This is a genomic window from Leclercia sp. AS011, assembly GCF_037152535.1.
Classification (GTDB): Bacteria; Pseudomonadota; Gammaproteobacteria; order Enterobacterales; family Enterobacteriaceae; genus Enterobacter.
In genome coordinates, this window is the sequence record NZ_JBBCMA010000010.1 from 23,231 (window position 1) to 46,013 (window position 22,783).

Annotated in this window: 16 protein-coding genes; 10 read left to right on the top strand and 6 right to left on the bottom strand. The window is 58.6% G+C overall.

The features are described 5' to 3' along the window. Positions 1-65 precede the first annotated feature (65 nt). Positions 66-2,840, bottom strand: coding sequence for an Ig-like domain-containing protein (locus WFO70_RS21610; protein ID WP_337019232.1), 2,775 nt, complete (start codon positions 2,838-2,840; stop codon positions 66-68). Between the two features lie 737 nt (positions 2,841-3,577). Between WFO70_RS21610 and WFO70_RS21615 the strand changes: the two genes are divergently transcribed. The 3 genes from WFO70_RS21615 to WFO70_RS21625 are packed head-to-tail and all read left to right on the top strand — an operon-like array spanning position 3,578 to position 5,437. After that, positions 3,578-4,102, top strand: a complete 525-nt coding sequence (locus tag WFO70_RS21615) for a tetratricopeptide repeat protein (RefSeq protein ID WP_442913412.1) — start codon at positions 3,578-3,580, stop codon at positions 4,100-4,102. After that, positions 4,065-4,640, top strand: coding sequence for a sigma-70 family RNA polymerase sigma factor (locus WFO70_RS21620; protein WP_442913413.1), 576 nt, complete (start codon positions 4,065-4,067; stop codon positions 4,638-4,640). Before WFO70_RS21615 ends, WFO70_RS21620 begins: the two co-directional genes overlap by 38 nt. Beyond that, positions 4,637-5,437, top strand: coding sequence for an anti-sigma factor family protein (locus WFO70_RS21625; RefSeq protein WP_337019234.1), 801 nt, complete (start codon positions 4,637-4,639; stop codon positions 5,435-5,437). Before WFO70_RS21620 ends, WFO70_RS21625 begins: the two co-directional genes overlap by 4 nt. On the opposite strand, the gene WFO70_RS21630 is transcribed toward WFO70_RS21625, so the two are convergent. Beyond that, positions 5,432-5,989, bottom strand: a complete 558-nt coding sequence (locus tag WFO70_RS21630; protein WP_337019236.1) for a YceI family protein — start codon at positions 5,987-5,989, stop codon at positions 5,432-5,434. The two genes, WFO70_RS21625 and WFO70_RS21630, sit on opposite strands and share 6 nt — an antisense overlap. A 143-nt stretch (positions 5,990-6,132) precedes the next feature. On the opposite strand from WFO70_RS21630, the gene WFO70_RS21635 reads away from it, so the two are divergent. Together WFO70_RS21635 and WFO70_RS21640 are read left to right on the top strand one after the other, a co-directional pair. Next, entirely contained in the window at positions 6,133-6,543 is a 411-nt protein-coding gene (locus WFO70_RS21635; protein WP_337019239.1) for an ASCH domain-containing protein, read from the top strand. 221 nt (positions 6,544-6,764) lie between these two features. Next, positions 6,765-7,622 (top strand): HNH endonuclease signature motif containing protein, encoded by an 858-nt coding sequence (locus tag WFO70_RS21640; RefSeq protein WP_337019241.1) that lies wholly within the window; start codon positions 6,765-6,767, stop codon positions 7,620-7,622. 144 nt (positions 7,623-7,766) lie between these two features. On the opposite strand, the gene WFO70_RS21645 is transcribed toward WFO70_RS21640, so the two are convergent. Genes WFO70_RS21645 through WFO70_RS21655 form a run of 3 tightly spaced genes read right to left on the bottom strand, consistent with a single transcriptional unit; the run spans position 7,767 to position 16,276 of the window. Continuing rightward, positions 7,767-9,059: an HlyD family type I secretion periplasmic adaptor subunit gene (locus WFO70_RS21645; protein ID WP_337019243.1), complete on the bottom strand. Its 1,293-nt coding sequence runs from the start codon at positions 9,057-9,059 to the stop codon at positions 7,767-7,769. A gap of 23 nt (positions 9,060-9,082) precedes the next feature. After that, positions 9,083-10,819: a type I secretion system permease/ATPase gene (locus WFO70_RS21650; protein WP_337019245.1), complete on the bottom strand. Its 1,737-nt coding sequence runs from the start codon at positions 10,817-10,819 to the stop codon at positions 9,083-9,085. 36 nt (positions 10,820-10,855) lie between these two features. Then, positions 10,856-16,276: a peroxidase family protein gene (locus WFO70_RS21655; RefSeq protein ID WP_337019247.1), complete on the bottom strand. Its 5,421-nt coding sequence runs from the start codon at positions 16,274-16,276 to the stop codon at positions 10,856-10,858. Between the two features lie 762 nt (positions 16,277-17,038). Here WFO70_RS21655 and nanR point away from each other — a divergent pair. The 5 genes from nanR (at position 17,039) to nanQ (ending at position 21,821) form a co-directional block, all read left to right on the top strand. Further along, positions 17,039-17,824 (top strand): transcriptional regulator NanR, encoded by a 786-nt coding sequence (gene nanR / locus WFO70_RS21660; protein WP_337019248.1) that lies wholly within the window; start codon positions 17,039-17,041, stop codon positions 17,822-17,824. Positions 17,825-17,951: 127 nt separating this feature from the next. Next, entirely contained in the window at positions 17,952-18,851 is a 900-nt protein-coding gene (gene nanA / locus WFO70_RS21665) for an N-acetylneuraminate lyase (RefSeq protein ID WP_337019250.1), read from the top strand. A gap of 88 nt (positions 18,852-18,939) precedes the next feature. Beyond that, on the top strand, positions 18,940-20,430 hold the full coding sequence (locus tag WFO70_RS21670; RefSeq protein ID WP_337019252.1) for an MFS transporter: 1,491 nt from the start codon (positions 18,940-18,942) through the stop codon (positions 20,428-20,430). Between the two features lie 54 nt (positions 20,431-20,484). Beyond that, positions 20,485-21,360 (top strand): N-acetylmannosamine kinase, encoded by an 876-nt coding sequence (gene nanK, locus WFO70_RS21675; RefSeq protein ID WP_337019254.1) that lies wholly within the window; start codon positions 20,485-20,487, stop codon positions 21,358-21,360. Continuing rightward, complete coding sequence (gene nanQ, locus WFO70_RS21680) at positions 21,357-21,821, top strand: N-acetylneuraminate anomerase (RefSeq protein WP_337019256.1); 465 nt, start codon at positions 21,357-21,359, stop codon at positions 21,819-21,821. The genes nanK and nanQ overlap by 4 nt, the downstream gene beginning before the upstream one ends. 42 nt (positions 21,822-21,863) lie before the next feature. Here the strand turns inward: nanQ and WFO70_RS21685 are convergent, their stop codons facing one another. Continuing rightward, the gene (locus WFO70_RS21685; protein WP_337019258.1) at positions 21,864-22,718 is read right to left on the bottom strand and encodes a PA4780 family RIO1-like protein kinase; all 855 of its coding nucleotides are present in this window, start codon (positions 22,716-22,718) and stop codon (positions 21,864-21,866) included. Positions 22,719-22,783: the final 65 nt, after the last annotated feature.

Here is a 22,783-nt window from a genome sequence, read left to right on the forward strand (position 1 = left end):
GATGTTGCAGGAGTGCCCGGCGGCGCTACGCTTGCCGGGCCTACAAGGTCAAAGGCCGTTCGTGGCTAACCGGTGATGATGTGGTTCTGGTTTACCAGCTCCTCGTAGGTGGTCTGGACATTATCCAGGGTCACCAGAGTCGCGGGGGCGTAACCGGTGCCGGTGCCGTCCCGGTCGATGCTGATCAGGGTGTTGCCCTCGCTGTTGCTGACCTGGACATAATCCCCCAGCGTGGCGCGATCCCCGTTCCAGCCGACCAGCAGCTCGCTGATGTCGATTTTATCCCCAGCCGCCAGCGAGAAGTTGCTGACGTGGTCGCCCCCGGTGTCACTGAGCACGTTGTAGATCAGGGTGTTGGCCGCGGGCTCCTCGCTGAGGGCGAAGGCCGCAGTCGTTGCCGTCGCGGTCGGCGGGTTCGGTGCCGCCGGATCGACGTTAATCGACCAGATATCGGAGCTCTCGCTGTGGTTGCCGCGACGGTCAACGGCGTCTGCCGTCAGAGAGTGAGCCCCGTTCGTGAGACTGGCCGGGACCTGGAACGACCAGTGACCTGTAGAGTCGACCTGGGTCATACCGATCTGAATCCTTTCGCTGTAGATAAAAATGGTCGTGTCGAGTTCGCCGGTGCCGGAGATCAGCGGGGTACGGTCGTCGGTTGTTGCCCCGCTAATGATGGTACCGATAGTGGCGGGGACGTCATCCGCCACGTCGGTAATGATCGGTTTGGCCGGAGGGGTAATATCATCCGCTTCTACCTTACTGACATCGCTGGTATTGCCCGCGTGGTCGGTGGCGGTAAGACTCATAATCTCACCGTTCAGTTTGGCACCAGGCAGAGTGAAGGTGAAGTTGCCGGTATCGCCCACCACCACTTCGCCGAGCTTTGTGGTGCCTTCCATAATCACCACGGTGCTGCCCACTTCTGCAATGCCCGTGAGCGCCAGCCCATCGGTGGAGACATCCAGTTCCGCAGGGGCCGCTGGTGGTGTGGAATCCGTGGCGGTAGCCTGGCCAGGATCGCTTTTGTTATCTGCGGTGTCGTAAGCGTACACCGTCAGCACTTCACCGTTGAGCTGGTTAGGGGAGATGTTGACGGTGAACTTGCCGTCGAGGCCGACTTCACCGGAGCCCAGCGCCGTCCCCGCGGCGTTAAGTATCGAGATACGCGCCCCGGCTTCGGCTTCCCCGCTTACGCTGTCGCCCGTCGCCGCCACCACGAGGGCGGTCGGCGCTGCCGGGGCGGTAACGTCCCGGGCAACCAGGTCCGCTGCTGGCCCTTCATTACCCGCCCGGTCGGTGGCCGCTGTGCTCAGCGTCTCGCCGTTGAGCTGAGCCTCGCTCAGGGTCACTGAAAATGCCCCGTTGGCATCCGCGGTTGCCGTGCCTAAGATGTCGCCCAGATCGTTACTCACCGTGACCGTGGAGTTGGCTTCTGCCGTACCGGTGAGGATCGTCCCTTCGGTATTGAGCACCAGTCCGGTCGGCGCAACCGGCGGGGTACGGTCGATGGTAAATTCAAACGGCGCGGAGGTGGCGCTCAGGTTCCCCGCCACATCGGTTTCCGTCAGGGTGATGCTGTGCAGCCCATCCTCCATGGCCGTAGGTGGGGTATAGCTCCAGGAGCCATCGTCCTCGACGACCACCTCTGCCACCAGCAGGCCATTGTCGTAGATGGCGATGATGCTGCCCGGATCGCCCAAACCGCCCAGCTCAGGCTGGTTGTCATCGGTGAACCCGCCGCTGGTGAGCAGACCCTGAAGCGTCCCCTCGTCGTCGGTCACTTCCAGCACCGGCGCATTTGGCGCAACGGTATCGATGGTAAGGTTGAACTCCTCCGAGTCCGGGCTGACGTTGCCCGCAGCATCGGTGGAGACCGCGATAAACTGATGGTAGCCATCTGCAAGATTGTTGGCGGGGGTGAAGCTCCAGCTGCCGTCGCTGTTCACCACCGTGCTGCCGATAGACTTGCCATTGTCGTAAATAGTGAGGGTGGTTCCGGCCTCGCCGCTGCCGCTGAAGACAGGGCGGGGATCGTCGGTGGTATCATCGCTGTTAAGCGCGCCGGTCAGGCTGCCCACCGCATCGTCCGCGAGGATAATCATCGGCGCTTCAGGCGGGGTGGTATCTTCGGCGGTAATGTTGGTTGACGGGCTGACGTTACCGGAGCCGTCGGTGGCGATAGCCGTCAGGGTCTCGCCGTTGGTATAGGGAACGCCCAGCTCGACGGTAAATTCGCCGTTGCCGTTGGTTTTCGCTTTGCCCACCACATTGCCGTCGGCATCGGTGATGGTGACGGTGCTGTTGGCTTCGGCATTGCCGAGCAGCTGGGTGTTACCGTTGGCGAAGTGCAGGTTAGTGGGCGCGTCAGGCGGTGTGGTATCGAGTGGCACCGGGCCCGGATCGATCCGCTTACTGCCGCCACCGCCACCACCACCACCACCACCGGCTGCCAGCGCAATCCCCCCTGCCGCCGCCACGCCGCCCAGCACCCACGGCCAGATCGGGGTATCCCCGGAGGAGTTATTGACGTTACCGGCAATCAGGGCATCGGTGGAGGGGATCGACTGGTAACGCTCTACCGCCAGCGGATCGTCGATCCACCACAGGGCTCCGTTTTCATCCAGCACCAGCTGGTGGTTGTTGACGAAGTAGTTTTTTAGCGTCACGGTTTCGCCGTTGGTCATTCTGACGAGCAGATCGTTATTGGTGCGGTAATAGCTGGCGATATCACCTCTGCCGGCCTGAAGCTTCACCACGGAATCTTCGCCCAGTATTATCTGGTTTCCTTCTGCTACCGTTTCCTGATGCGTCAGTCTGGAGATGACAGTGAATTTACTCATGTGTATGACTCCCAACAGAGTGAAAGAAAGGCTGTGTGTTTAAATTCATTTATGCTCAGCAGAGTTTAAGCGTCCCAAAAGAGACACTCTTTGTCAGAAATAGTGACCTGCTGTAATGTTTTTAAAGCGGCTCATGCCAGGCGTGATGTTTGCCATCCCTGTTATTAATAGTGCGATCGTCTCATTAGAGATTAAAAATGATATAGTCAGAAAGCACTAAAAGCGCAAATAACGAAGCGGCGAAATAAATTCTGACGATTGATAACGTCTGGTGTAGTCTGATAAAAAGAAAGTTGTAATGGGTGTTTTTTGTTAGTTGTTGTGTTGCAAGGGTTTTGTTGTTTTTATCAGGAAGAGTGAAGGCCGTTGAAATTGAGGTCGATCACAATTTCGCATTATAAATGCATCAGTTTATTTCATTAACGATGGGCCCTTAATAATTACCCGTATTTTATCAGTAGCGAGATTGCAATCTCTGCCGGTGAAGCTATTAGTCGGATTGCCCGGAATGATAATAATACAAAAGTATGATTTTAGACTTTTATAATTAGGGCATGAGTTAATAGCTCTACGACATAAGTCTTATTTTCGTCGTGAGTATTATTTTTCGGAGCGCAGTATAGAACATAATCGCGAAGGTATCCGGGGCAATTATTAATAAATATTATCGAATAAAGTCGAGGTTTTGCGCGTTTATCGGTTGGAAGTTCCCTGTGAAGCTAACCGGAGTCACCACCATGCGTAAACTCACTTCTGCCTGTTTCATGCTGATCGTTCTCGTCCAGGCACCTCTGGCCCTGGCGATGGGCGATAATAATACCGACAAGACCACCCCGGACTGCCCGAAAGGGCAGGTGTATGACAGCGTGAGCAAAAAATGCGTGCCGGATAAGTCCGGCAGCCTCAGCGATCGGGATAAAACGAATTATGCCTATCACCTGGCGAAAAAAGGGGAGTATCAGGCGGCGCTGAACCTGCTCGACAGCCTGAAAGAGAGCAACACCGCGGAGGCCTGGAACTATCGCGGCTATGCCACCCGCAAGCTGGGGCGCACCGACGAGGGGATTGGCTACTATCAGCGGTCGCTGGCGCTGGCCCCGAACTACGCCAAAGCGCGGGAATACCTGGGCGAAGCCTGGATGGTGAAAGGGCGTCCCGATCTCGCCGGGGAGCAGCTGAAAGCCATCGCCGCCATCTGCGGCCAGGACTGTGAAGAGTACCGCGATTTGCAGGCGGCCATTAACGGGCACCCTGAATCCTGAAACCGGGCGCGAGGATCGAAAAATCACTAACAGTGACGTTCGCCAGCAGCTTGCTGTCCATCTCAATCGCCTCTGGCGTTACGGCCTGGTGCTGTCGCGCAACCGGGATATGGCTGAGGAGCTGGTGCAGGCGACCTGTGTGCGTGCCCTGGAAAAGAGCGCGCAGTTTGCGCCGGGTACGCGCATCGACAGGTGGCTGTTTTCGATCCTCCATTCGATCTGGATCTCCGATCTGCGCGCCCGCCGGGTGCGGATGGGGCAGGGCTTTGTCGATACCGAGGATCTGCTGGCCCCCGACACGCACGAGCAGGACGAGGATCGGCAGCGTTATCAGCAGATCATGCGGCGGGTTAACGCTCTGCCGGAAGCGCAGCGCAATACGCTGTTTCTGGTCTACGTCGAAGGCTTCAGCTATCAGGAGGCGGCGGACACCTTATCGGTGCCGATTGGCACCATCATGAGCCGGCTGGCCACCGCCCGGGCGACGCTGGCCAAAACAGCGCCTGTCCCGCCTGCTGCAAAGGAGAAACGCTGGTGAAAAGGATCCGTTTTACGCCCCCCTATGACGATGAGGCTATCGTGGCCTGGCTGGATGGCGAGATGGAGGAGAGCGATGCCGGGCAGTTTGCCCGCCTGCTGCGCAGCGACGACCAGCTCGCCGGACGTACCGCCGAACTGATGAAGAGTAACCAGGATTATCACGCGGCCTTTTCCCCTCTACTGGACGAGGCCCCCGCAGCGCGGATGCAGGCCCGGCTGGCGGCCCATCTCAGGGAAAACGCGTCGCCACGCACGGGGGTCAGCCGTCGGGCGCTGATTGCCGCCTCGGTCTGTTTTCTGCTGATCGGCACGGGCGCGGGCTATCTGGCGCGCACGTTATCAGGCGAAGGGCCGGAGGCGCGCGATGAGAACGCCAGCATCCGCGATCTGGAGGCGCACTACATGTCGCTCTACAGCGCCGAGACGCTGCTCGACGCCGACAGCTCGCCCCCGATGCTGCGCCGCGGCCTGGCCCGCATCGCCCGGGATGTGGGGTTGCAGCTGCACGCGCAGCAGCTGGCGCTGCACAATAGCGAGCTGAAGATGGTGCGCATTCTGCGCTATGAACATACCGCCATCGGCCAGATTGCCTGGAACCAGGCCGACTATGGCCCGCTGGCGCTGTGCATCTCGGCTCACGGGCAGGGGCGGTCAACCGCGATAGCCACCGAACAGCGTTACGGGATGCATATCGCCTGGTGGCACGACCGGGGGTATCAGTTTGCCCTGATTGGCCGCACGCCTGTTAAACAGTTAGAGGAAGCGGCCCGCCAGCTACAGGCCGCGCTGTCATAGCGCGGCGGGCTTTGCCTGGATCTCAATGGCAATGGCGATCCGATCGTCCACCACCAGCGCAAAGCGATCCATTTTATAGGCCGATCGTGAGATGGCGGTGGTGGCATGCAGAGCGATCGCCTCTCCCGACAGGCGATCGAGCCGGGCATCGAGGATCACCGGACGGCTGAGCTCCCGGACGGTGAGGGAGCCAAAAGCGCGGTAGTGATCCGGGCCGAGCTTGACCACCCGGGTGCTGGCAAAGGTGATGGTCGGGTAGCGGGCGGCATCAAAAAACATATTGCTCTTCAGCTGCCAGGTGAGCAGGTTGTTGGAGGCCTGCAACGTCGCCACCGGAACGGTGACGTTGATGCGGTCGTCAAATTCATTATCCGGGTTTAGCGTGACTTTACCCGTCACCCCTTTCAGATTGGCCCATGACGGAATGCCGCCAAAGGCACGCCACGACAGCTTGATGGCGGTTTTGTCCGTGTCGATGGTATAGGCGACCGGTGCCGCAAAAAGCGACGGGCAAACAAGCGTGACCGCCAGCAGGAGAAGAAGGCGCAGCATAAGGTCTTCCTTTCATAGAGCAGGTTTATTCGGGGTAGGGCCCTGCGTGAGATAAGCGTAGAAAGACCCGGGCGCGTCGGCAAGCAGGGCGATGAAATCGTGCTACAGTGAGCCATTAAAATTTGATCTAAAAGGGTTTTACGATGGATTTGATCGCGGATTTAAAACGGAAATACCCGGGCGCGTGGGCATGGGCCTTCGGCGATAGTCCTGAGATGGCCGACGAACTGGCGGACCTGGTGGTGAAAGGGATCAAGACCGCCTCCTGCTGCTCGCTGGCCTCGTTTAATACCGATGACGCCGCCCCCGGGCCAGGGAGTTACCATATTATTCTTAACGGCCAGGGCGCGCCGGTCTGCGTTATCAGAATGGTCTCTCTGCGCCTGGTGCGCTTCTCCGAAGTGACGGAAACCTTTGCCCGTAAAGAGGGGGAAGGGGATTTGAGCCTGGCGTACTGGCGCGCGGAACATCAGGCGTTTTTCACCCGCGAAGGGGTGTTCGCAGAGGATATGGAGCTGGTGGCCGAAGAGTTTAGGGTGGTGGAGGTGGTGTGATGTGTGCGAACAACCCCCTCTGCCTTGAAGTAGAGGATGGGGAGGGCATCAAACATTTAACCCATAAAAAGATACTTCTCACACTTTAACATTCAACTATATGAATTATTTGTATTTTATATTTTTAGATTGATACAGTTCTGGCTTAAACATTATTTCGTCCGACAAGCAGGGTTATTTAATCGCTGGCTCGGCGCACCACAACAGGAAATACTTTATTCATGAACGAGTTACCGGCTACACCGACCCGTTTTACCTCTATTGAAGAACTGGGTTTAACGGGTGAGATACTCTCTATTTGCACAAATTATGCTGATGGAAAGGGAATACTGGAATTAAACCTTTCTGCAGGCACCGGTAGGTCGGGTTACTGGATAATCGATCAGAAGCGGCATTTTGATCATGTGGTGTTGCGTGTTAAAGAGTCAGATAAGACCTACAAAATATATACCGGGCGTTTTCTTAACCTTCAGTCTCCTGAGGGTAAGAACAAGAAGATTGCTGTGTTTGACGATCTAAAGTTTCAGGGGGTCACAAACACCAATTCCCAAACCTTCAATGGTGGTAAATACAGCGGACATGGACGAACCTATGTCACCGTCCTGTCCTCTTCGGAACCTGAAATGGACGAACCGGTATCGGAAGCATTTCCAGCGACCTTCCGTGAAGGTTCGCAGAGAGTTATCCGGACACGTCCGGACCAGTCCCCCTTCTCGGAAGCAGTCAGAGAAAATTGTTACGGTCGCTGTGTAATAACGGGTGCTACATTGCGATGGCGTACCGAAGCTGCACACATTATCCCACATTGTGATCAGGGCATTCCTGACGTTTCGAATGGCCTGTTGTTGCGACGGGATATTCATGCCCTCTTTGATCAAGGCCATTGTGCAATCAATCCTGACACGATGACGTTACATTTCAGTCAGGCATCCCTTCAACAGGACCGCGATTTGGCAGAATTTCATTTAACTGAAATCACATCCGAAAAACTTAAGAAGCCCGTTAATAAAGATTTTCTGCTTACCCACTGGCAGTGGTTTGTGCAAAAACAAGATGAAGATTCACTGTTCACAAGCTAACAATTTATTTTGTGAGTAAGACCGACGGGTAAGAAAGCCGCACTGCAACGCCGGGTGGCGGCTACGCCTTACCCGGCCTACAAAAACCGTCTTTGACTTGGTAGGCCCGGCAAGCGAAGCGCCGCCGGGCAGGCAGGCCGCACCTCACATCTCTTTAAACGCCAGCTCCAGGCGGGCCTGCAGCGGTTTAAACAGGTAGCTCAGGAAGGTGCGCTCCCCGGTTTTAATGGTCACGTTGGCGGGCATCCCGGCTTTGATCTTATGATGGCGCAGCAGGCGTACCCCTTCGGGGGAGACCTGCACTTCAGCCAGATAATAGGGCTGCTGGGTTACTTTATCGGTGAGGCGGTCCGCCGAGACGGTCAGCACCCGGGCCGGCACCGACGGCAGCAGGGCGTGGTTCAGCGCCGGGAACATCACGTCGACGGTCAGCCCCGGGGCCATTTTATCAATCGCCTGCACCGGAATTTTGGCGTCGATTTGCAGCGGCTGTCCGGCGGCAACGATATCCATCAGGTGTTCCCCCGGCTGGATCACCCCGCCCACGGTGCTGACTTTCACGTCCAGCACAATGCCGTCGATGGGCGAGCGGATCAGGGTGTTATCCAGCTCGTGGCGGGTTGACTGGAGTTCGTCCTCCAGCATCGCCACCTCTTTTTGCTTATCCGTGAGTTCAGACTCCACCTCCCGCTGGTACTGGTGCTGTACCTGATAAGCTTTGATCCGCAGTTCGTTCTGCTGCGACTTCAGCTTCGCGATGTTGAGAATGTCTTCTGAGACGGTGCTGGAGATCTCCGCCGCCTCGCGCTCCAGCACCATCAGCTGGGCTTTGGGGTAGTAGTTCTTCTCGCTCAGGGCCCGGATAGCCCCCAGCTCTCTGTTGATCAGCGTGAACTGATGCTCGCGGTAGCCCTTAATCTTATTGAGATTCTCCGTCTGCCCGACCAGGCCGTCGAGGGACTCCTCGATCATCGACAGCTCATCCTGAATATTTTTCCGCCGGGTCTCAAAGAGTTTGGCCTGCAGCTGCTGGCTCTCGGCGAGGCGTTTATTACCAGCAAAGTTTTTTAACAGGCTGTCGCTGAAGGTGATGGACGCCGCGCCGTTTCGTTCCGCCAGTAGCCGGTCTTCACTGGTTTTGGCGGAGATATACTGGGCGCTTAACGCGCTGTAGCGCATGTCCAGCTGCAGGGTGTCCAGGCGCATTAACACCTGGTTCTTTTTCACCGCTTCCCCCTCCTTCATAAAGATATCGGTCACCCGTCCGCCGCTTAAGTGCTGGATGGTTTTGCGGTTGCTGGAGACCGTTACCGTGCCGTCGGCTACCACCCCGGCATCCAGCGGCGCTTTTATCGCCCAGAGTAAAAACCCCCCGACACCAATCAGGATCACCGCCAGGCCGCGGATCAGCGGGGGCCAGATATTGGTATCCGGCATAGCAGACTCCTTTTCAGCATTGTTCATGATACGGCCTCACGTTGTGATTCAGCGGGTGCGACGGGAACCGGTTTGAGCATGTTGGCCTGGCGCAGGTTGGCAAACACCTGCTCCCGCGGGCCGAACGCCTGGACGGCACCTTCGTTTATCAGCAGCACTTTATTCACCACCCCCAGCAGGGTCGGGCGATGGGAGATCAGCACCACCGTCTGCCCTTGGGCGCGCAGGGCGTTGATGGCCTTGATCAGCGCCATCTCCCCGGCGTCGTCGAGGTTGGCGTTGGGCTCATCAAGGACGATAAAGGCCGGGTTGTTGTACACCGCCCGCGCCAGGCCGATGCGCTGGCGCTGCCCGCCGGAGAGCTGATGGCCGCTGGCCCCGAGCGGAGTGTCGTAGCCCTGGGGCAGACGTAAAATCATCTCGTGAACCCCGGCCAACTGCGCCGCGGCAACAATCAGCTCGCTGTTAGCCTCACCAAAGCGGGCAATGTTCTGGGCGATGCTGCCGTCAAACAGCTCCACGTCCTGGGGCAGATAGCCCATCGACGGGCCGAGCAGGGTTTTATCCCACTGGCAGATGTCGGCCCCATCCAGCCGCACTTTTCCGGCCAGCGGCTGCCAGACCCCCACCAGCAGCTTCGCCAGCGAACTCTTGCCCGAGGCGGAAGGGCCGATGATCCCCAGCACTTCGCCCTGTTCGAGCTGGAACGAGACGTTGCGCAGGGTGGCGGCTTTCTGCCCCGGCGGGGCGGCAAACACCCCTTCGACGCTGATGACGCCTTTCGGGGTCGGCAGGGTGAGGATCGCTTGCGGTGCCGGGTACTCCTCCAGCAGGCGGGTGAGCTGTTTCCAGGCGCTGCGGAACTGCACAAACTGCTTCCAGCTGCCGATGATCTGCTCCACCGGGCTCAGCACGCGCCCGAGGATAATCGACGCGGCAATCATCAGCCCGGGGGTGATTTCCCCGGCGATCACCAGCAGGGCACCGGCCCCCAGCGACACGGACTGCAGCAGGACGCGGACAAAGCGGCTCAGGCTGCTGTAGACCGCCGACTTATCGGCAATGTGGGTCTGGAGCACCATCACTTTGGTGTGGCCCTCCAGCCAGTGTTTCTTCAGGGTGGCAAGCATCCCCATCGCTTCGATGGTGTCGGAGTTTTGCAGCTGCTTGTTGAGGATGATGGCGTTGCCGACGCTCAGCATCTGCGCCTGCTGGATCGGCGTTTTGGTGGAGAGCTCCGTGAGCAGCGTCAGGCAGAGTAAAATCAGGATCCCGCCGAGGGACAGATAACCCAGCAGGGGATGGACCAGGAACGCCACCAGTAAATAGAAGGGCGTCCAGGGAATATCGAGCAGGGCGAACAGACTGTTGCCAGCGAGGATCTGGCGGATCTGCGCCAGCTCGTTCAGCGCCTGCGCCGGGTTATTATCGCCGGTCGCCATTTTGCGCTTAAAGGCGGCATTAAATACCAGCTGATTGAGCTTCACGTCGAGGCGGTTGCCCAGCCGGGTCATGACGCTGGAACGGGCAAACTCAATCATCCCGATGACGATATAGACCCCAACGATCAGCAAGGTGAGCATCAGCAGGGTGGTGGTGTTCTGACTGGCAAGAACCCGGTCGTACACCTGTAGCATATAAATTGCCGGCGCCAGCATAAGCATATTTATCACGCAGCCAAAAAACAGCAGGGTAATAAAGGCAGGCCTGGTCCCCTTGAGGGCGTTTTTCAGTTCTGTTGACTTATACTGGCGCGGCATAGGGTGCTCCTTATTCAATAAGCGTGACCGTGTTAATTAACCCAGCTGGAAATCGGTTAACTGAATCGAGCTGACCGCCGTATTCAGTAACGTGATTTTGTCGCCGTTGACGAAGTTCAGAACCGTCGACGTCCCGCTGGTGGTCAAAGTGATGTTGCTGTTGAAGTTAGCGGCCGTAATGCCCCTTCCTGCCAGGTTGATGAGGTCCTGACCCCCGGCCGGGTTACTGTCGAAGTCGGTAATGGTGTCCTGCCCGAAGCTGGCCCCGAAGATAAAGATGTCGTTGCCGCCCGCGCCGGTGAGGGTGTCATTGCCGCCCGCGCCGTTCAGTCGATCCACGCCCGTGCCGCCGGTGAGGGTGTTCGCCAGGGCGTTACCAGTCCCGGTGAAGCCGCCGTTGCCGGTAAAGGTCAGCACTTCGACATCCTGGCTTAAGGTATAGGTGTTGAGGCTGACCCGGACGGTATCGGTCCCGCCGTTAACCTCTTCCACCACCGTATCGCCCACGTTATCCACGTGATAGGTGTCGTTCCCCAGCCCGCCGGTCATGGTGTCGGCACCCTGGCCGCCGTCCAGACCGTCGTTACCGTTCCCGCCGATCAGAGTGTCGTTCCCGGCCAGGCCGAACAGGGTATCGTCCCCGTCCATCCCGTTGAGGGTGTCGTTGCCTCTGCCGCCGGTCATGGTGTTGGCCAGCGCGTTGCCGGTGCCGTTGAAGTTGCCGGTTCCGGTATAGGTCAGGTTTTCAAGGTTGTCGGCCATCACGTAGCTGGCGGCGGTGACCTCGACCAGATCGGTCCCGGCGTTGACGGCTTCGGTGATAACGTCGCCTGCATCATCCACGTGATAGGTGTCGTTGCCGATGCCGCCAGCCATCTGGTCCGCACCCGCGCCGCCGTCCAGATCGTCATTGCCCGTCCCGCCGATCAGCACGTCGTCACCTGCCAGACCGAAGAGGGTATCGTTACCCGCGCCGCCGTCGATGTAGTCGCTGCCGGCGGTGCCGAACAGGGTGTTCGCCCCGTTGTTGCCGACCAACAGGTTGCCGACCAGCTGGGTCGGGGCCGAGGTCAGGGTCACCGACGGGTTGCCCTCGTCATCGGTGACGGTGACGATCACTCGCAGCTGCCGCTCCAGCGTCGCCTGCGTCGGGGTAAAGGTGGCCGCCGTGGCTCCGACAATGTTGATAAAGCCCAGACCCGAACTCATCTGCCACTGGTAGCGGAAGTTGTTGCCGTTGGTCAGGCCGTCGCCGTCGGTAATGCCCGAGACATCAGCCGTCAGGGCCAGGGTACGGGTTGGGGTCAGGTCGCTGACCACCGGCACGCCCCGGGTCGGTTGATCCCGTGGCCCGACCGGGCTGGTGATGGCCGACACCAGGGATTCCGCATCCCCCATCCGGTCGTTGAAGCTGGCGGTGACCCGCAGCTGCGTGCCGGCCAGGTTGTTGCCCACCCGGAACTCGCTGCCGGTGGCCTGATCGCGCCACTCCCCGCCAATCAGCGCCTGCCAGGTGTAGGTGATCGGCAGGTTGTTCGCCAGACCGTTGCCATCCGCCAGGTTAGCGGTGTTGACCCGCAGCAGATCGCCCACCCCAGGCGCTTTGTTGCTGATATTGACGTCGCCGGTGGCCTTTTGCGCCGTCACCCACAGCTGGGTGTTGTCGCCAAATTCCAGCTTCTCGATGTTCAGCAGGCGGTCGGTACCGTCCCCGACCGGCAGGTTGGCCGAGACGGTGGCGTGGTTAACCGTCAGGCTGCCGTCGGCGTTGCGGGTAAAGTTGTAGTTGCCGTTAACGTCGCGGTAGAGCGCGATGTCGGTTTCGCCTTTATTACCGTCATTGAGGATCTCACGCACGATATGCAGCTGGCCCGGATTAAGGGTGCCATTCAGCATCTCAGTTTTGAGCTCGTTCATGCTGTCGGCGCTCTTGATCACTCCGCCGTTGGCGTCGCGGACCTCAATGCGCACGTTCAGCCAGGCATCGCCATCGATGATGTCATTGCCCGCTTTCCCCATGATGCGGTCGCTGCCGCCGCCGCCGAGGAGAATATCCGCGCCGTTATCCGGGTTGAGCACCACGCCATCTACGGCGCCGTTGATCAGAGTGCTGCCGACCACCTTATCGAGGCCGTTGATCCGCGCCACCCCGTCGAGGGTCAGGTTGTTGGAGAGCGGGGTTCCCTGAACCGGGGCAGTCCCGACAGGTTGATCGGTGCCGGTGAGCACGTCGTCAAATTTCCAGCCCGACAGCCCTTCCACGAGGTCGAAGCGGTCGCGCAGGATAAACTCCTGCTGGTTCACGAAGATCGGGATGCCGAGGTCGGAGTTGGCCCCGACAACGTCCCCCTTGTGGATCGCCCAGTCGAAGCCTGCCATCCCGTTGTTACGCTGGATCCCGGCCCCCTGAACCATAATGTCATCGCCCGCTTCGCCGTCGTAGTCGGTGTCGTTCCCCTGACCGTTCAGCACGTCGTGACCGATGATGGTGCTGTTGAAGAACAGCTCGGAGTTTTCACCCGTCAGGGAGTCAAAGCCGTCGCCGCCCTCGATCCAGTCATCACCCTCGTTGCCCATCAGCGCGTCGCCGCCGGAGCCGCCGAGGATAAAGTCGTTGTCCAGGCCGCCAAACACCTCCTGGGCATCCTCGCCCACCACAATAAAGTCCTGGCCGCTGCCGCCGAAGCTCAGGTCGTTACCGTTCCCGGAGAAGATGACGTCGTTCCCGGCATCACCGTGCAGGAAGTCGGCCCCGCCCACCGGCGTGCCGGTGTCGGTGATGATGTCGTCCCCATCGCCGCCGTGGACGGTATCGGCTTCATCACCGCCGTCGAGACGGTCGTTGCCGCCATCACCCCACAGGCTGTCGATGCCTTTGCCGCCGATTAAGGTGTCGTTCCCGGCAGAGCCGCCGAGCACCACGTGTCCATCACCGGAGTATTTCAGGTACGCGCCATCCAGCTTGCCGTCGCCGTTGACATCCGCCGTGGCCGCTTTGCGTATCACCAGCGGGGTGAGCAGATCTTTCAGCGCGTTACCCCATTTTGGATCCGCCCCCATCTGCACCCCGGTGTTGACCTCCAGGACATGGTCCGGGGTCATGAACAGTTTGGCGTGGACGTGGGAAGAGCCTTCGTCCCCGAGGTCGCTGTTACGCATCACCAGGGCGGCAAAGGAGTTTGCCTCGAGCTGATTGAGCATGTTCAGCCCCTGGGTACGGCTCAGGTAGTAGAAGCGGTCCCCGTCCTGCAACATCTCCATCTGCGTCTCAAAGACGAAGTTGAAGGTGGAGCCGAGCATGCCGCCGAACTCCATCTTCCGTTCAGCCAGGCCGCCAATCCAGAAGTCGACCATATTGAGGCCGGACTCTTTGCTCGCCCAGGCCCCGGTGCTGTTGAAGAAATCAAAGGCATCGGCGCGGGTGGCATCGTCGGCCGGGCCAAACAGCAGGAACTCAACCGCCGCGCGTTTTTCGGCAATGGTGGTGGCATTGAGGATCAGCTGATGCTGGCCGTAGGCGGCCATAAAGTTGAGGATCGAGGCGGTATTTTTCAGATGCGCGGCGAAATCGGCCCAGCTCTCATAGGGTTTCAGCTCACTGTTGCCGGTGAGGTTGAAGAACTGCTCCCGGGCCTGATTGAGGGTCGGCATAAAGGTGTCGCGGCCGCGGGCGATGTTGAGTGCGCCGAGATCCAGCGGCAGGCCGACCAGGTTATTGCGCAGCGCCCCGGTCAGGAACTCATCGATCTCGTTCCCCACCTGACGGGTCATGCCGCGCACGATGGCCCCGATGGCCGCCTGGTTGTCCAATGAGCCGTTGTTATCGAAGGCCAGCGGGTTGAGGAAGGCCTGAATCAGACCCAGGTCATCGCTCTGCATGTCGAAGGTGGTGCGATCCACGGTCTCGGTGAGCATCGAGTGGCCGAAGCGGTACACCACGTGGGCGAACTCGGCGAAGATCGCCGGGTTGATGTCGGCGGTGTTCGAGAAGACGAACGGATCGACCGCCGGCTGCACGGCGCGGGCAAACTCCTCAAACACCAGGTGCTGGTACTCCATCTCGGTGGTGAAGCGCCCGGCCTGGAACAGGTATTCGCCGTTCCACACCAGGGTGCTGGTATCCGCCGGGATCGCGGTGATCTGGTGGTTCGGCATCAGCCACTGGTTGATGAGGCTAATATCGCCGGAGCCCAGAATGGTGGCTTTGTACTGCTCCACCAGACGGTTGTGTTCGTCGTGGAACACCGAGTGCACCGCGGTTAAGCCGATGTTCTCGTTACCACGACCGTCGCCGGTGATGAAGTGGCGGTCGAGCAGCTCGTTATCGTAGGTGCCCGCTTCCGGCGCTCCGCCGATGGCATCATTGCTATCGGCCAGCAGGTTGCCGTTGGCGTCAAATTTCGGTACCGCCGTGTGGGCGATATCATCGAGGAAAGCATGGCCGGTGCGCAGGGTGTCAGATGGCAGCAAGCCGCCGTTGGCTTCAACCAGCCCGTGGAGGGTGACAATCTGCACCTTGCCGTTGGCGCTCAACATCAGGTTGCCGTAGCGGTCGGTCGCCAGCAGCGGCACGTTGAAAATATCCGCATCGGTCAGCTGAATGCCGAGGAACTGCAGGGCATGGGCTTTGACCTCCCCCCAGGTGGCGATCCCGTGCGCGCCATCCAGCAGATTACCGGTCGGCTCGGGCTTGCCATCGATGAGGGTGAATTCGCGCAGGAAGATCTGGTGCGATGGATGGGAGGTGTAGGTCTGGTTCTGATCGATCCACGGAGTGGTGGTGTTGACGGTGTTGTGGGTGGCATCCACTTTGGCCCGGGTGAGGATCATGAAGTTGGTCGCGGAGCCCTCCTTGTACAGCGGATCGTCCGGCATCAGCGGGATAAAGACGATCCCGTTGCCCTCTTTGGGGATCAGATCCAGACCGTGGTCAAAGAACTGGCCGAAGAAGGTCATCCAGCCGTTGAAGGCGGGCGACAGACCGATATCCGGGGAGAGGTTGGGAATGGACAGACTGCCGTTCTCGCTGGTGCCGCCGCCGGGGGCGTCTTTCAGGCCGTCCGCTGCTTCCACCGCTGCCGGATTATTGCTGCTCTGGTCGGAGATAATATTACTGATGGTGCGCGGGTCGGAATCGGTCACCACGCCGCCAGGACCGGAGATACTCAGGTATTTGGCCAGCTCTGGGTTGTTCTGAATGGCTTGCAGATCCAGCGGCACCAGTCTCGGCATGGTCTGATCGGCGGCACCGTACAGCTCCTGACCCGGTAACAGGTTGTTCCAGGAACCATCCACGGTACGGATGCCGTACGGCAGCAGCGGGTCACCTACCGCATCACGCAACGCGTCACCGTTGACGGTGCCATCGGCATTGGTGGCGGATTCGGAGATCTTGATCTGCTTGAGAATAAATGCGAGGTCATGCAGCGTGACAGTAAAATCATATTGTTCGGCCATAATTAATTACCTCAATCTTGAATCGCTATCATCATTCACTTTTGCTGTTTAAAAAGCGTGCAAAAAGAATGTGCCGGGTCGGACGGGATTACGCTTTTTCTGGTTATTGCCTTCATGTGCTCCCTATTAAATCGTTAATGACAATACCCTTTCGCCCACTATTACCGGGGTGGCAGGAGTAAATTTTGGGTAAGTTTATTTATCCCTCCCGTGGAGAGATAAATAAAATCACTAACGGACTCAGGCTCTGAATGTGTAAGCACATTCAAAGTGTTAGGGTCAGGAATGACAATGTTTTAGCGGGGCTTAACGAATGTTTAAAAGTGTTATCACATGTTACGGTCTCGCTATGAAGTTAACTATGGAATGTCTTTATCTTCCGACAATAAGACTTTTTTATGAGCCCTGAGAGGCCTGGTTATTATTTTTTCTACGCCATTTCTGGCACAGTTGTACAACTTTCATCGCGCTGTCTATATTTTCGAAATTAGTTTGGTCTGATTCCTGTCACTTTTTAAAATTATTTAGCAGGCGAATTTATTTTTTTAATTCACGGGGCGGCAAAAATAATATTACCCGGCGAAGCAATATTTGAATGGCTGGTCAAATTTAATAATAGCCGGTGCGTATCAGGGAATATTTACACCCTTTTGCAATTGATAATTATTCCGCTTGTATTACGTCCGTTCGCATAGCACCTGGCAGAAAGGGCTGTGTTATGATAAAGAACTCATTAACTCAACTTCTTACGACGTAGCCTCTATGACACTATCCAGCGAAAAACAGGCAGAAACCTCTCCGGAAACCATTGGGCGTGCATTACGCCGTCGCCCGCTGGCGCGCAAAAAATTGTCCGAGATGGTGGAAGAAGAGCTGGAGCAGATGATCCGTCGTCGGGAGTTCGCCGAAGGGGAGCAACTGCCGTCCGAGCGCGAGCTGATGGCCTTTTTTAACGTCGGTCGCCCGTCGGTCCGGGAGGCGCTGGCGGCGTTAAAACGCAAAGGGCTGGTGCAGATCCAGAACGGCGAGCGGGCCCGCATTTCCCGTCCGTCGGCGGATACCATCATCAGCGAGCTTTCCGGCATGGCGAAGGATTTTCTCGCCCATCCGGGCGGGATCGCCCATTTCGAGCAGCTGCGTCTGTTCTTTGAATCCAGCCTGGTGCGCCATGCTGCCCAGCATGCCAGTAAGGAACAGATCGCCCTGCTGGAAAAAGCGCTTGAGCTGAACAGCCAGTCGCTGGATGACAACGCGCTCTTTATCCGTTCCGACGTCGAGTTTCACCGCGTGCTGGCGGAGATCCCTAACAACCCTATCTTTATGGCCATCCACGTGGCCCTGATCGACTGGCTGATCGCCGCCCGTCCTGCGGTACCTGAGCAGGCATTGCGCGAGCATAATAACACCAGTTATCAGCAACATATCACCATCTTCGAAGCGATCCGCAGTCAGGATCCCGATGCGGCTGAACAGGCCCTGCAGGCGCACCTCACCAGCGTTTTCGCCACCTGGCACGCCTTCGAGCAGAGCAAAAAACGCCGCAAGTAGTCTCCACGATCGTTTAGTGAACTGGATCGCGTTCTGCGCATTTCGATAGTGTTTGTTTCGGTCTTACTGGTATAACAGGTATAAAGGTCTACAGTTATCACATCATCATCACACACTCGAGGTTTGTATGTCAGTTACGCTGAAAGGGGTTATGCCCGCACTTCTTACGCCGTTTAATGACCAGCAGCAGCTGGATACCCAAAGCCTGCGCCAGCTGGTGCGCTTCAATATCGCCCAGGGGATGGACGGTCTGTACGTCGGCGGATCCACCGGCGAAGCCTTTGTGCAGAGCAGCGCGGAACGTGAGGAAGTGCTGGAAATCGTCGCCGAAGAGGCGAAAGGCAAACTTACCCTGATTGCCCACGTCGGCACCGTCAGCACCCATGAGAGCCAGCAACTCGCCCGGGCCGCCCGTCGTTTTGGTTATGACGCCGTCTCCGCCGTGACGCCGTTCTACTATCCGTTCAGCTTTGAAGAGCACTGCGATCACTACCGTGGGATTATTGATTCTGCGGATGGGCTGCCGATGGTGGTGTACAACATTCCGGCCCTCAGCGGGGTGAAACTCTCTCTGGATCAGATCAACACCCTGGTGACCCTGCCGGGGGTGGGGGCCCTGAAACAGACCTCCGGGGATCTCTTCCAGATGGAGCAGATCCGCCGGGCGCATCCGGATCTGGTGCTGTACAACGGCTACGACGAGATCTTCGCCTCCGGCCTGCTGGCCGGTGCCGATGGCGGGATCGGCAGCACCTATAACATCATGGGCTGGCGCTATCAGGGGATCGTGAAAGCCCTGAAAGAGGGGGATATCGCCACCGCTCAGGCGTTGCAGACAAAATGTAATGAGGTTATCGATCTGCTGATCAAGGTGGGGGTGTTCCGTGGCCTGAAGACGGTGCTGCACTACATGGGCGTGATTGAGGTGCCCCTGTGCCGCAAGCCGTTTGCGCCGGTGGATGAAAAATACCTGCCTGAACTGCGCGCCCTGGCGCATCAGCTCCAGCAAGAAAAAGAACAAGGTTAAGACAACGACCGATGCCGGACCTGTCCGGCATCACTGAAGCTGTACCCTACAAAAACAGCGTATGGGTTTACCCATTGCGGAGACTGACATGAATACAATGACACAAAATGTCCCGTGGTATCGTTGCCTCAGCCGTCAACAGTGGCGTGCGTTTTCCGCCGCCTGGGTCGGTTACGTTCTGGATGGTTTTGATTTTGTTCTGATTGCCCTCGTCCTTACCGATATAAAAACCGAATTCGGCCTCACCACTCTGCACGCCGCGAGCCTGATCTCCGCCGCCTTTATCTCCCGCTGGTTCGGCGGCCTGATGCTGGGCGCGATGGGCGATCGCTACGGTCGTCGCCTGGCGATGGTCAGCAGCATCGTCCTCTTTTCCGTGGGCACCCTGGCGTGCGGCCTGGCCCAGGGGTACACCACCATGTTCATTGCCCGTCTGGTGATCGGCATGGGGATGGCGGGGGAGTACGGCTCCAGCGCCACCTACGTGATCGAAAGCTGGCCAAAGCACCTGCGCAATAAAGCCAGCGGCTTCCTGATTTCCGGCTTCTCCGTCGGCGCGGTCGTGGCGGCTCAGGTCTACAGCCTGGTGGTGCCGGAGTGGGGCTGGCGGGCGCTGTTCTTCATCGGCATTCTGCCGATTATCTTTGCCCTGTGGCTGCGGAAAAACATCCCGGAAGCGGAAGACTGGAAAGAGAAACAGCAGAGCAAAACCCCGGTCAAAACCATGGTGGACATTCTCTATCGCGGGGAACATCGGTTCATTAATATCGCCATGACGCTGGTGGCGGCGGTCTCCCTGTGGTTCTGCTTCGCGGGCCAGCTCGACAGCGCTGCCATTGTCGCCATGCTCGGCCTGCTTTGCGCGGGGATCTTTATCAGCTTTATGGTGCAGAGCAACGGTAAACGCTGGCCGACCGGCGTCACCCTGATGGTGGTGGTGCTGTTTGCTTTCCTCTACTCCTGGCCGATTCAGGCCCTGTTACCGACGTACCTGAAAACCGATCTGGCTTACGATCCCGCCACCGTCGCCCAGGTGCTGTTCTTTAGCGGCTTTGGCTCTGCCGCAGGCTGCTGCGCCGGGGGCTTCCTCGGGGACTGGTTAGGCACGCGCAAAGCCTATGTCTGTAGCCTGCTGGCCTCGCAGCTGCTGATTATTCCGGTGTTTACCATCGGAGGGAGCAGCGTCTGGGTGCTGGGCCTGCTGCTCTTCTTCCAGCAGATGTTGGGCCAGGGGATCTCCGGGATCCTGCCGAAACTGATCGGCGGCTATTTTGATACCGAGCAGCGCGCGGCCGGGCTCGGCTTTACCTATAACGTTGGTGCACTGGGCGGCGCACTGGCCCCGGTGCTGGGGGCCTTTATCGCCCAGCGTCTCGATCTGGGCACCGCGCTCTGTTCGCTCTCGTTCGGCCTGACCTTCGTCGTCATCCTGCTGATTGGCTTTGATATGCCGTCCCGCGTGCAGCGCTGGCTCCATCCTGAAGCCCTGCGCACCCATGACGCCATCGACGGCAAACCCTTTAGCGGCGCCCTGATTAGGCGCGAAAGGGCCAGCCAGTTTGTTAAAAACAAAGGTTAAGGGAGGTGCTATGTCATTCCTTAACGCGTTGCATGCACCACAGAGAGCGACCCCATGATCACCCTGGCTATTGATATCGGCGGGACCAAGCTCGCCGCGGCGCTGGTGGACAGCGGCTTACAGATTATCGCCCGGCGGGAGATCCCCACGCCCGCCAGCCAGACGCCGGATGCGCTGGAGGCCGCGCTGCGCGAGCTGGTGACGCCGCTCGCTTCCCGGGCGCAGCACTTTGCCATCGCCTCGACCGGGATTATTCAGCGCGGGGTATTAACCTCGATCAACCCGTCCAACCTCGGGGGGCTTTCCCACTTCCCGCTGGTGGACTGCTTATCCGCCCTGACCGGCCTTCCCGGCGTGGCCTTAAACGATGCCCAGGCCGCGGCGCTGGCCGAGTATCAGCAGATGCCGCACGCCATCCGCGACATGGTGTTTATCACCGTCTCGACCGGGGTTGGGGGAGGGGTGATCCACAACGGCAGGCTGGTGACCGGCTCCGGCGGGCTGACCGGCCACTGCGGCCATACCCTGGCCGATCCGAACGGGCCGCGCTGCGGCTGCGGGCGCATCGGCTGCGTGGAGGCCATCGCCTCGGGGCGGGGGATCGCCGCTGCGGCTGAAGGAGAGCTGGCCGGGCTGGATGCGAAAGCCATTTTCGCTCACGCCGCCCGGGGGCATGAGCAGGCGGTAGCACTGATTGCGCGTTCCGCTAAAACGCTGGCGCGGTTGATTGCGGATCTGAAAGCCCTGACCGACTGCCAGCGGGTGGTGTTGGGCGGCAGCATCGGCCTGGCCGAGGGGTATCTCCCGCTGGTGCAACACTTTCTGGCGCAGGAACCCGCTGTATACCAGACCGAACTCTGTCCAGCCAGCCATCAGAACAATGCCGGGCTGCTGGGCGCGGCACTATGGGCACAAGGAACATTGCAATGATTGTAGGTGATATCAACCAGCTTCAGGCCGCCGGGCTACCGGCAGCGTTCTGTCAGGCCATCGACCAGGCGCTGAGCGCGGGGATGGCGAACCTCGAACCGGGTAGCTACCCGCTGCAGGGGGAGAGGGTATTCGTCAACGTGATGGCGTTTGCGACGCAGCGCGCGGAAGAGAAACGCGCCGAACTGCACCGCAGCTATATCGACATCCAGATCCTGCTGGAAGGGGAAGAGCAGATTTACTACGGCCTGGCGGGCAGCGCCCGGGCGTGTGATGCGTGGCACGAGGAGGAGGATTATCAGCTCTGCTCGCGCATCGACAAGGAGCAGTCTCTGAGGTTAACGCCGGGGATGTTTGCCGTCTTTATGCCGGGGGAGCCGCACAAGCCAGGCTGCTATACCACGCAGTCGGGCATGATCAAAAAAGCGGTGATTAAGGTGCATCGCAGCGTGGTGCTGTAAGCGTTGAAACAAAAAGCCCGCAAATTGCGGGCTTTCACGGCGTTAGTCTTCTTCGCGCTCTCTGACCGCACGCTGGCGTTCGTAGTATTCATCTTCTGCCGAAATAATCTCATCCAGCAGAGAATCCATATCTACAGCATGGGTCTCTTCAACAAACAGCCCGGTGAGGGGCGTTTCCGGGGTGAGTTTGCCGTCTTCATAGAGCATCCAGATCTCTTTCCCGTAGCGCGTTTTCAGCAGCTGCGGGGCGAACTGACCGTAATACTCGGTGATGTTATTCACATCGCGTTCAAACATGGACTGGGCATGGTTGTTGGCGGCGGCATCCACCGCCTGCGGCAGGTCGATAATGACCGGCCCCTCGGCATCCTGTAGCACGTTAAACTCTGACAGGTCGCCGTGGACAATACCGGCACAGAGCATGCGCACGATATTGCGGATCATGGTGGCGAAGTCTTTTACGGCCTCTTCTTCCGTTAAGGCCACATCGCTCAGGCGCGGCGCAACGTCGCCATCAGCATCGGTGACCAGCTCCATCAGCAGCACGCCGTCCAGACACATATAGGGCTGCGGCACGCGGACCCCGGCGTTAGCCAGGCGGAATAGCGCATCGACCTCTGCGGTGTGCCAGACCTCTTCCTGCTGCTTACGGCCAAATCTGGAACCTTTTTGCATGGCGCGCGCGTCACGCGTGTTGCGGACTTTGCGGCCTTCCTGATACTGCACGGCCTGCTTGAAGCTGCGCTGTGACGCTTCCTTGTACACTTTGGCACACTGGATTTGGTCCCCGCATAGCACGGTGTAAACGTCAGCCTCTTTGCCGCTTTTCAGGCGTTGAAGCACGTTGTCTATCAGGCCGTCGTCGACCAGGGGCTGGAGTCTGTTTGGGATTTTCATGCGGCTTTTATAGCGCATTTTTGCCGCTTTTCGTACCAAAAACGCAGGCAAATATCTTCTTTGAA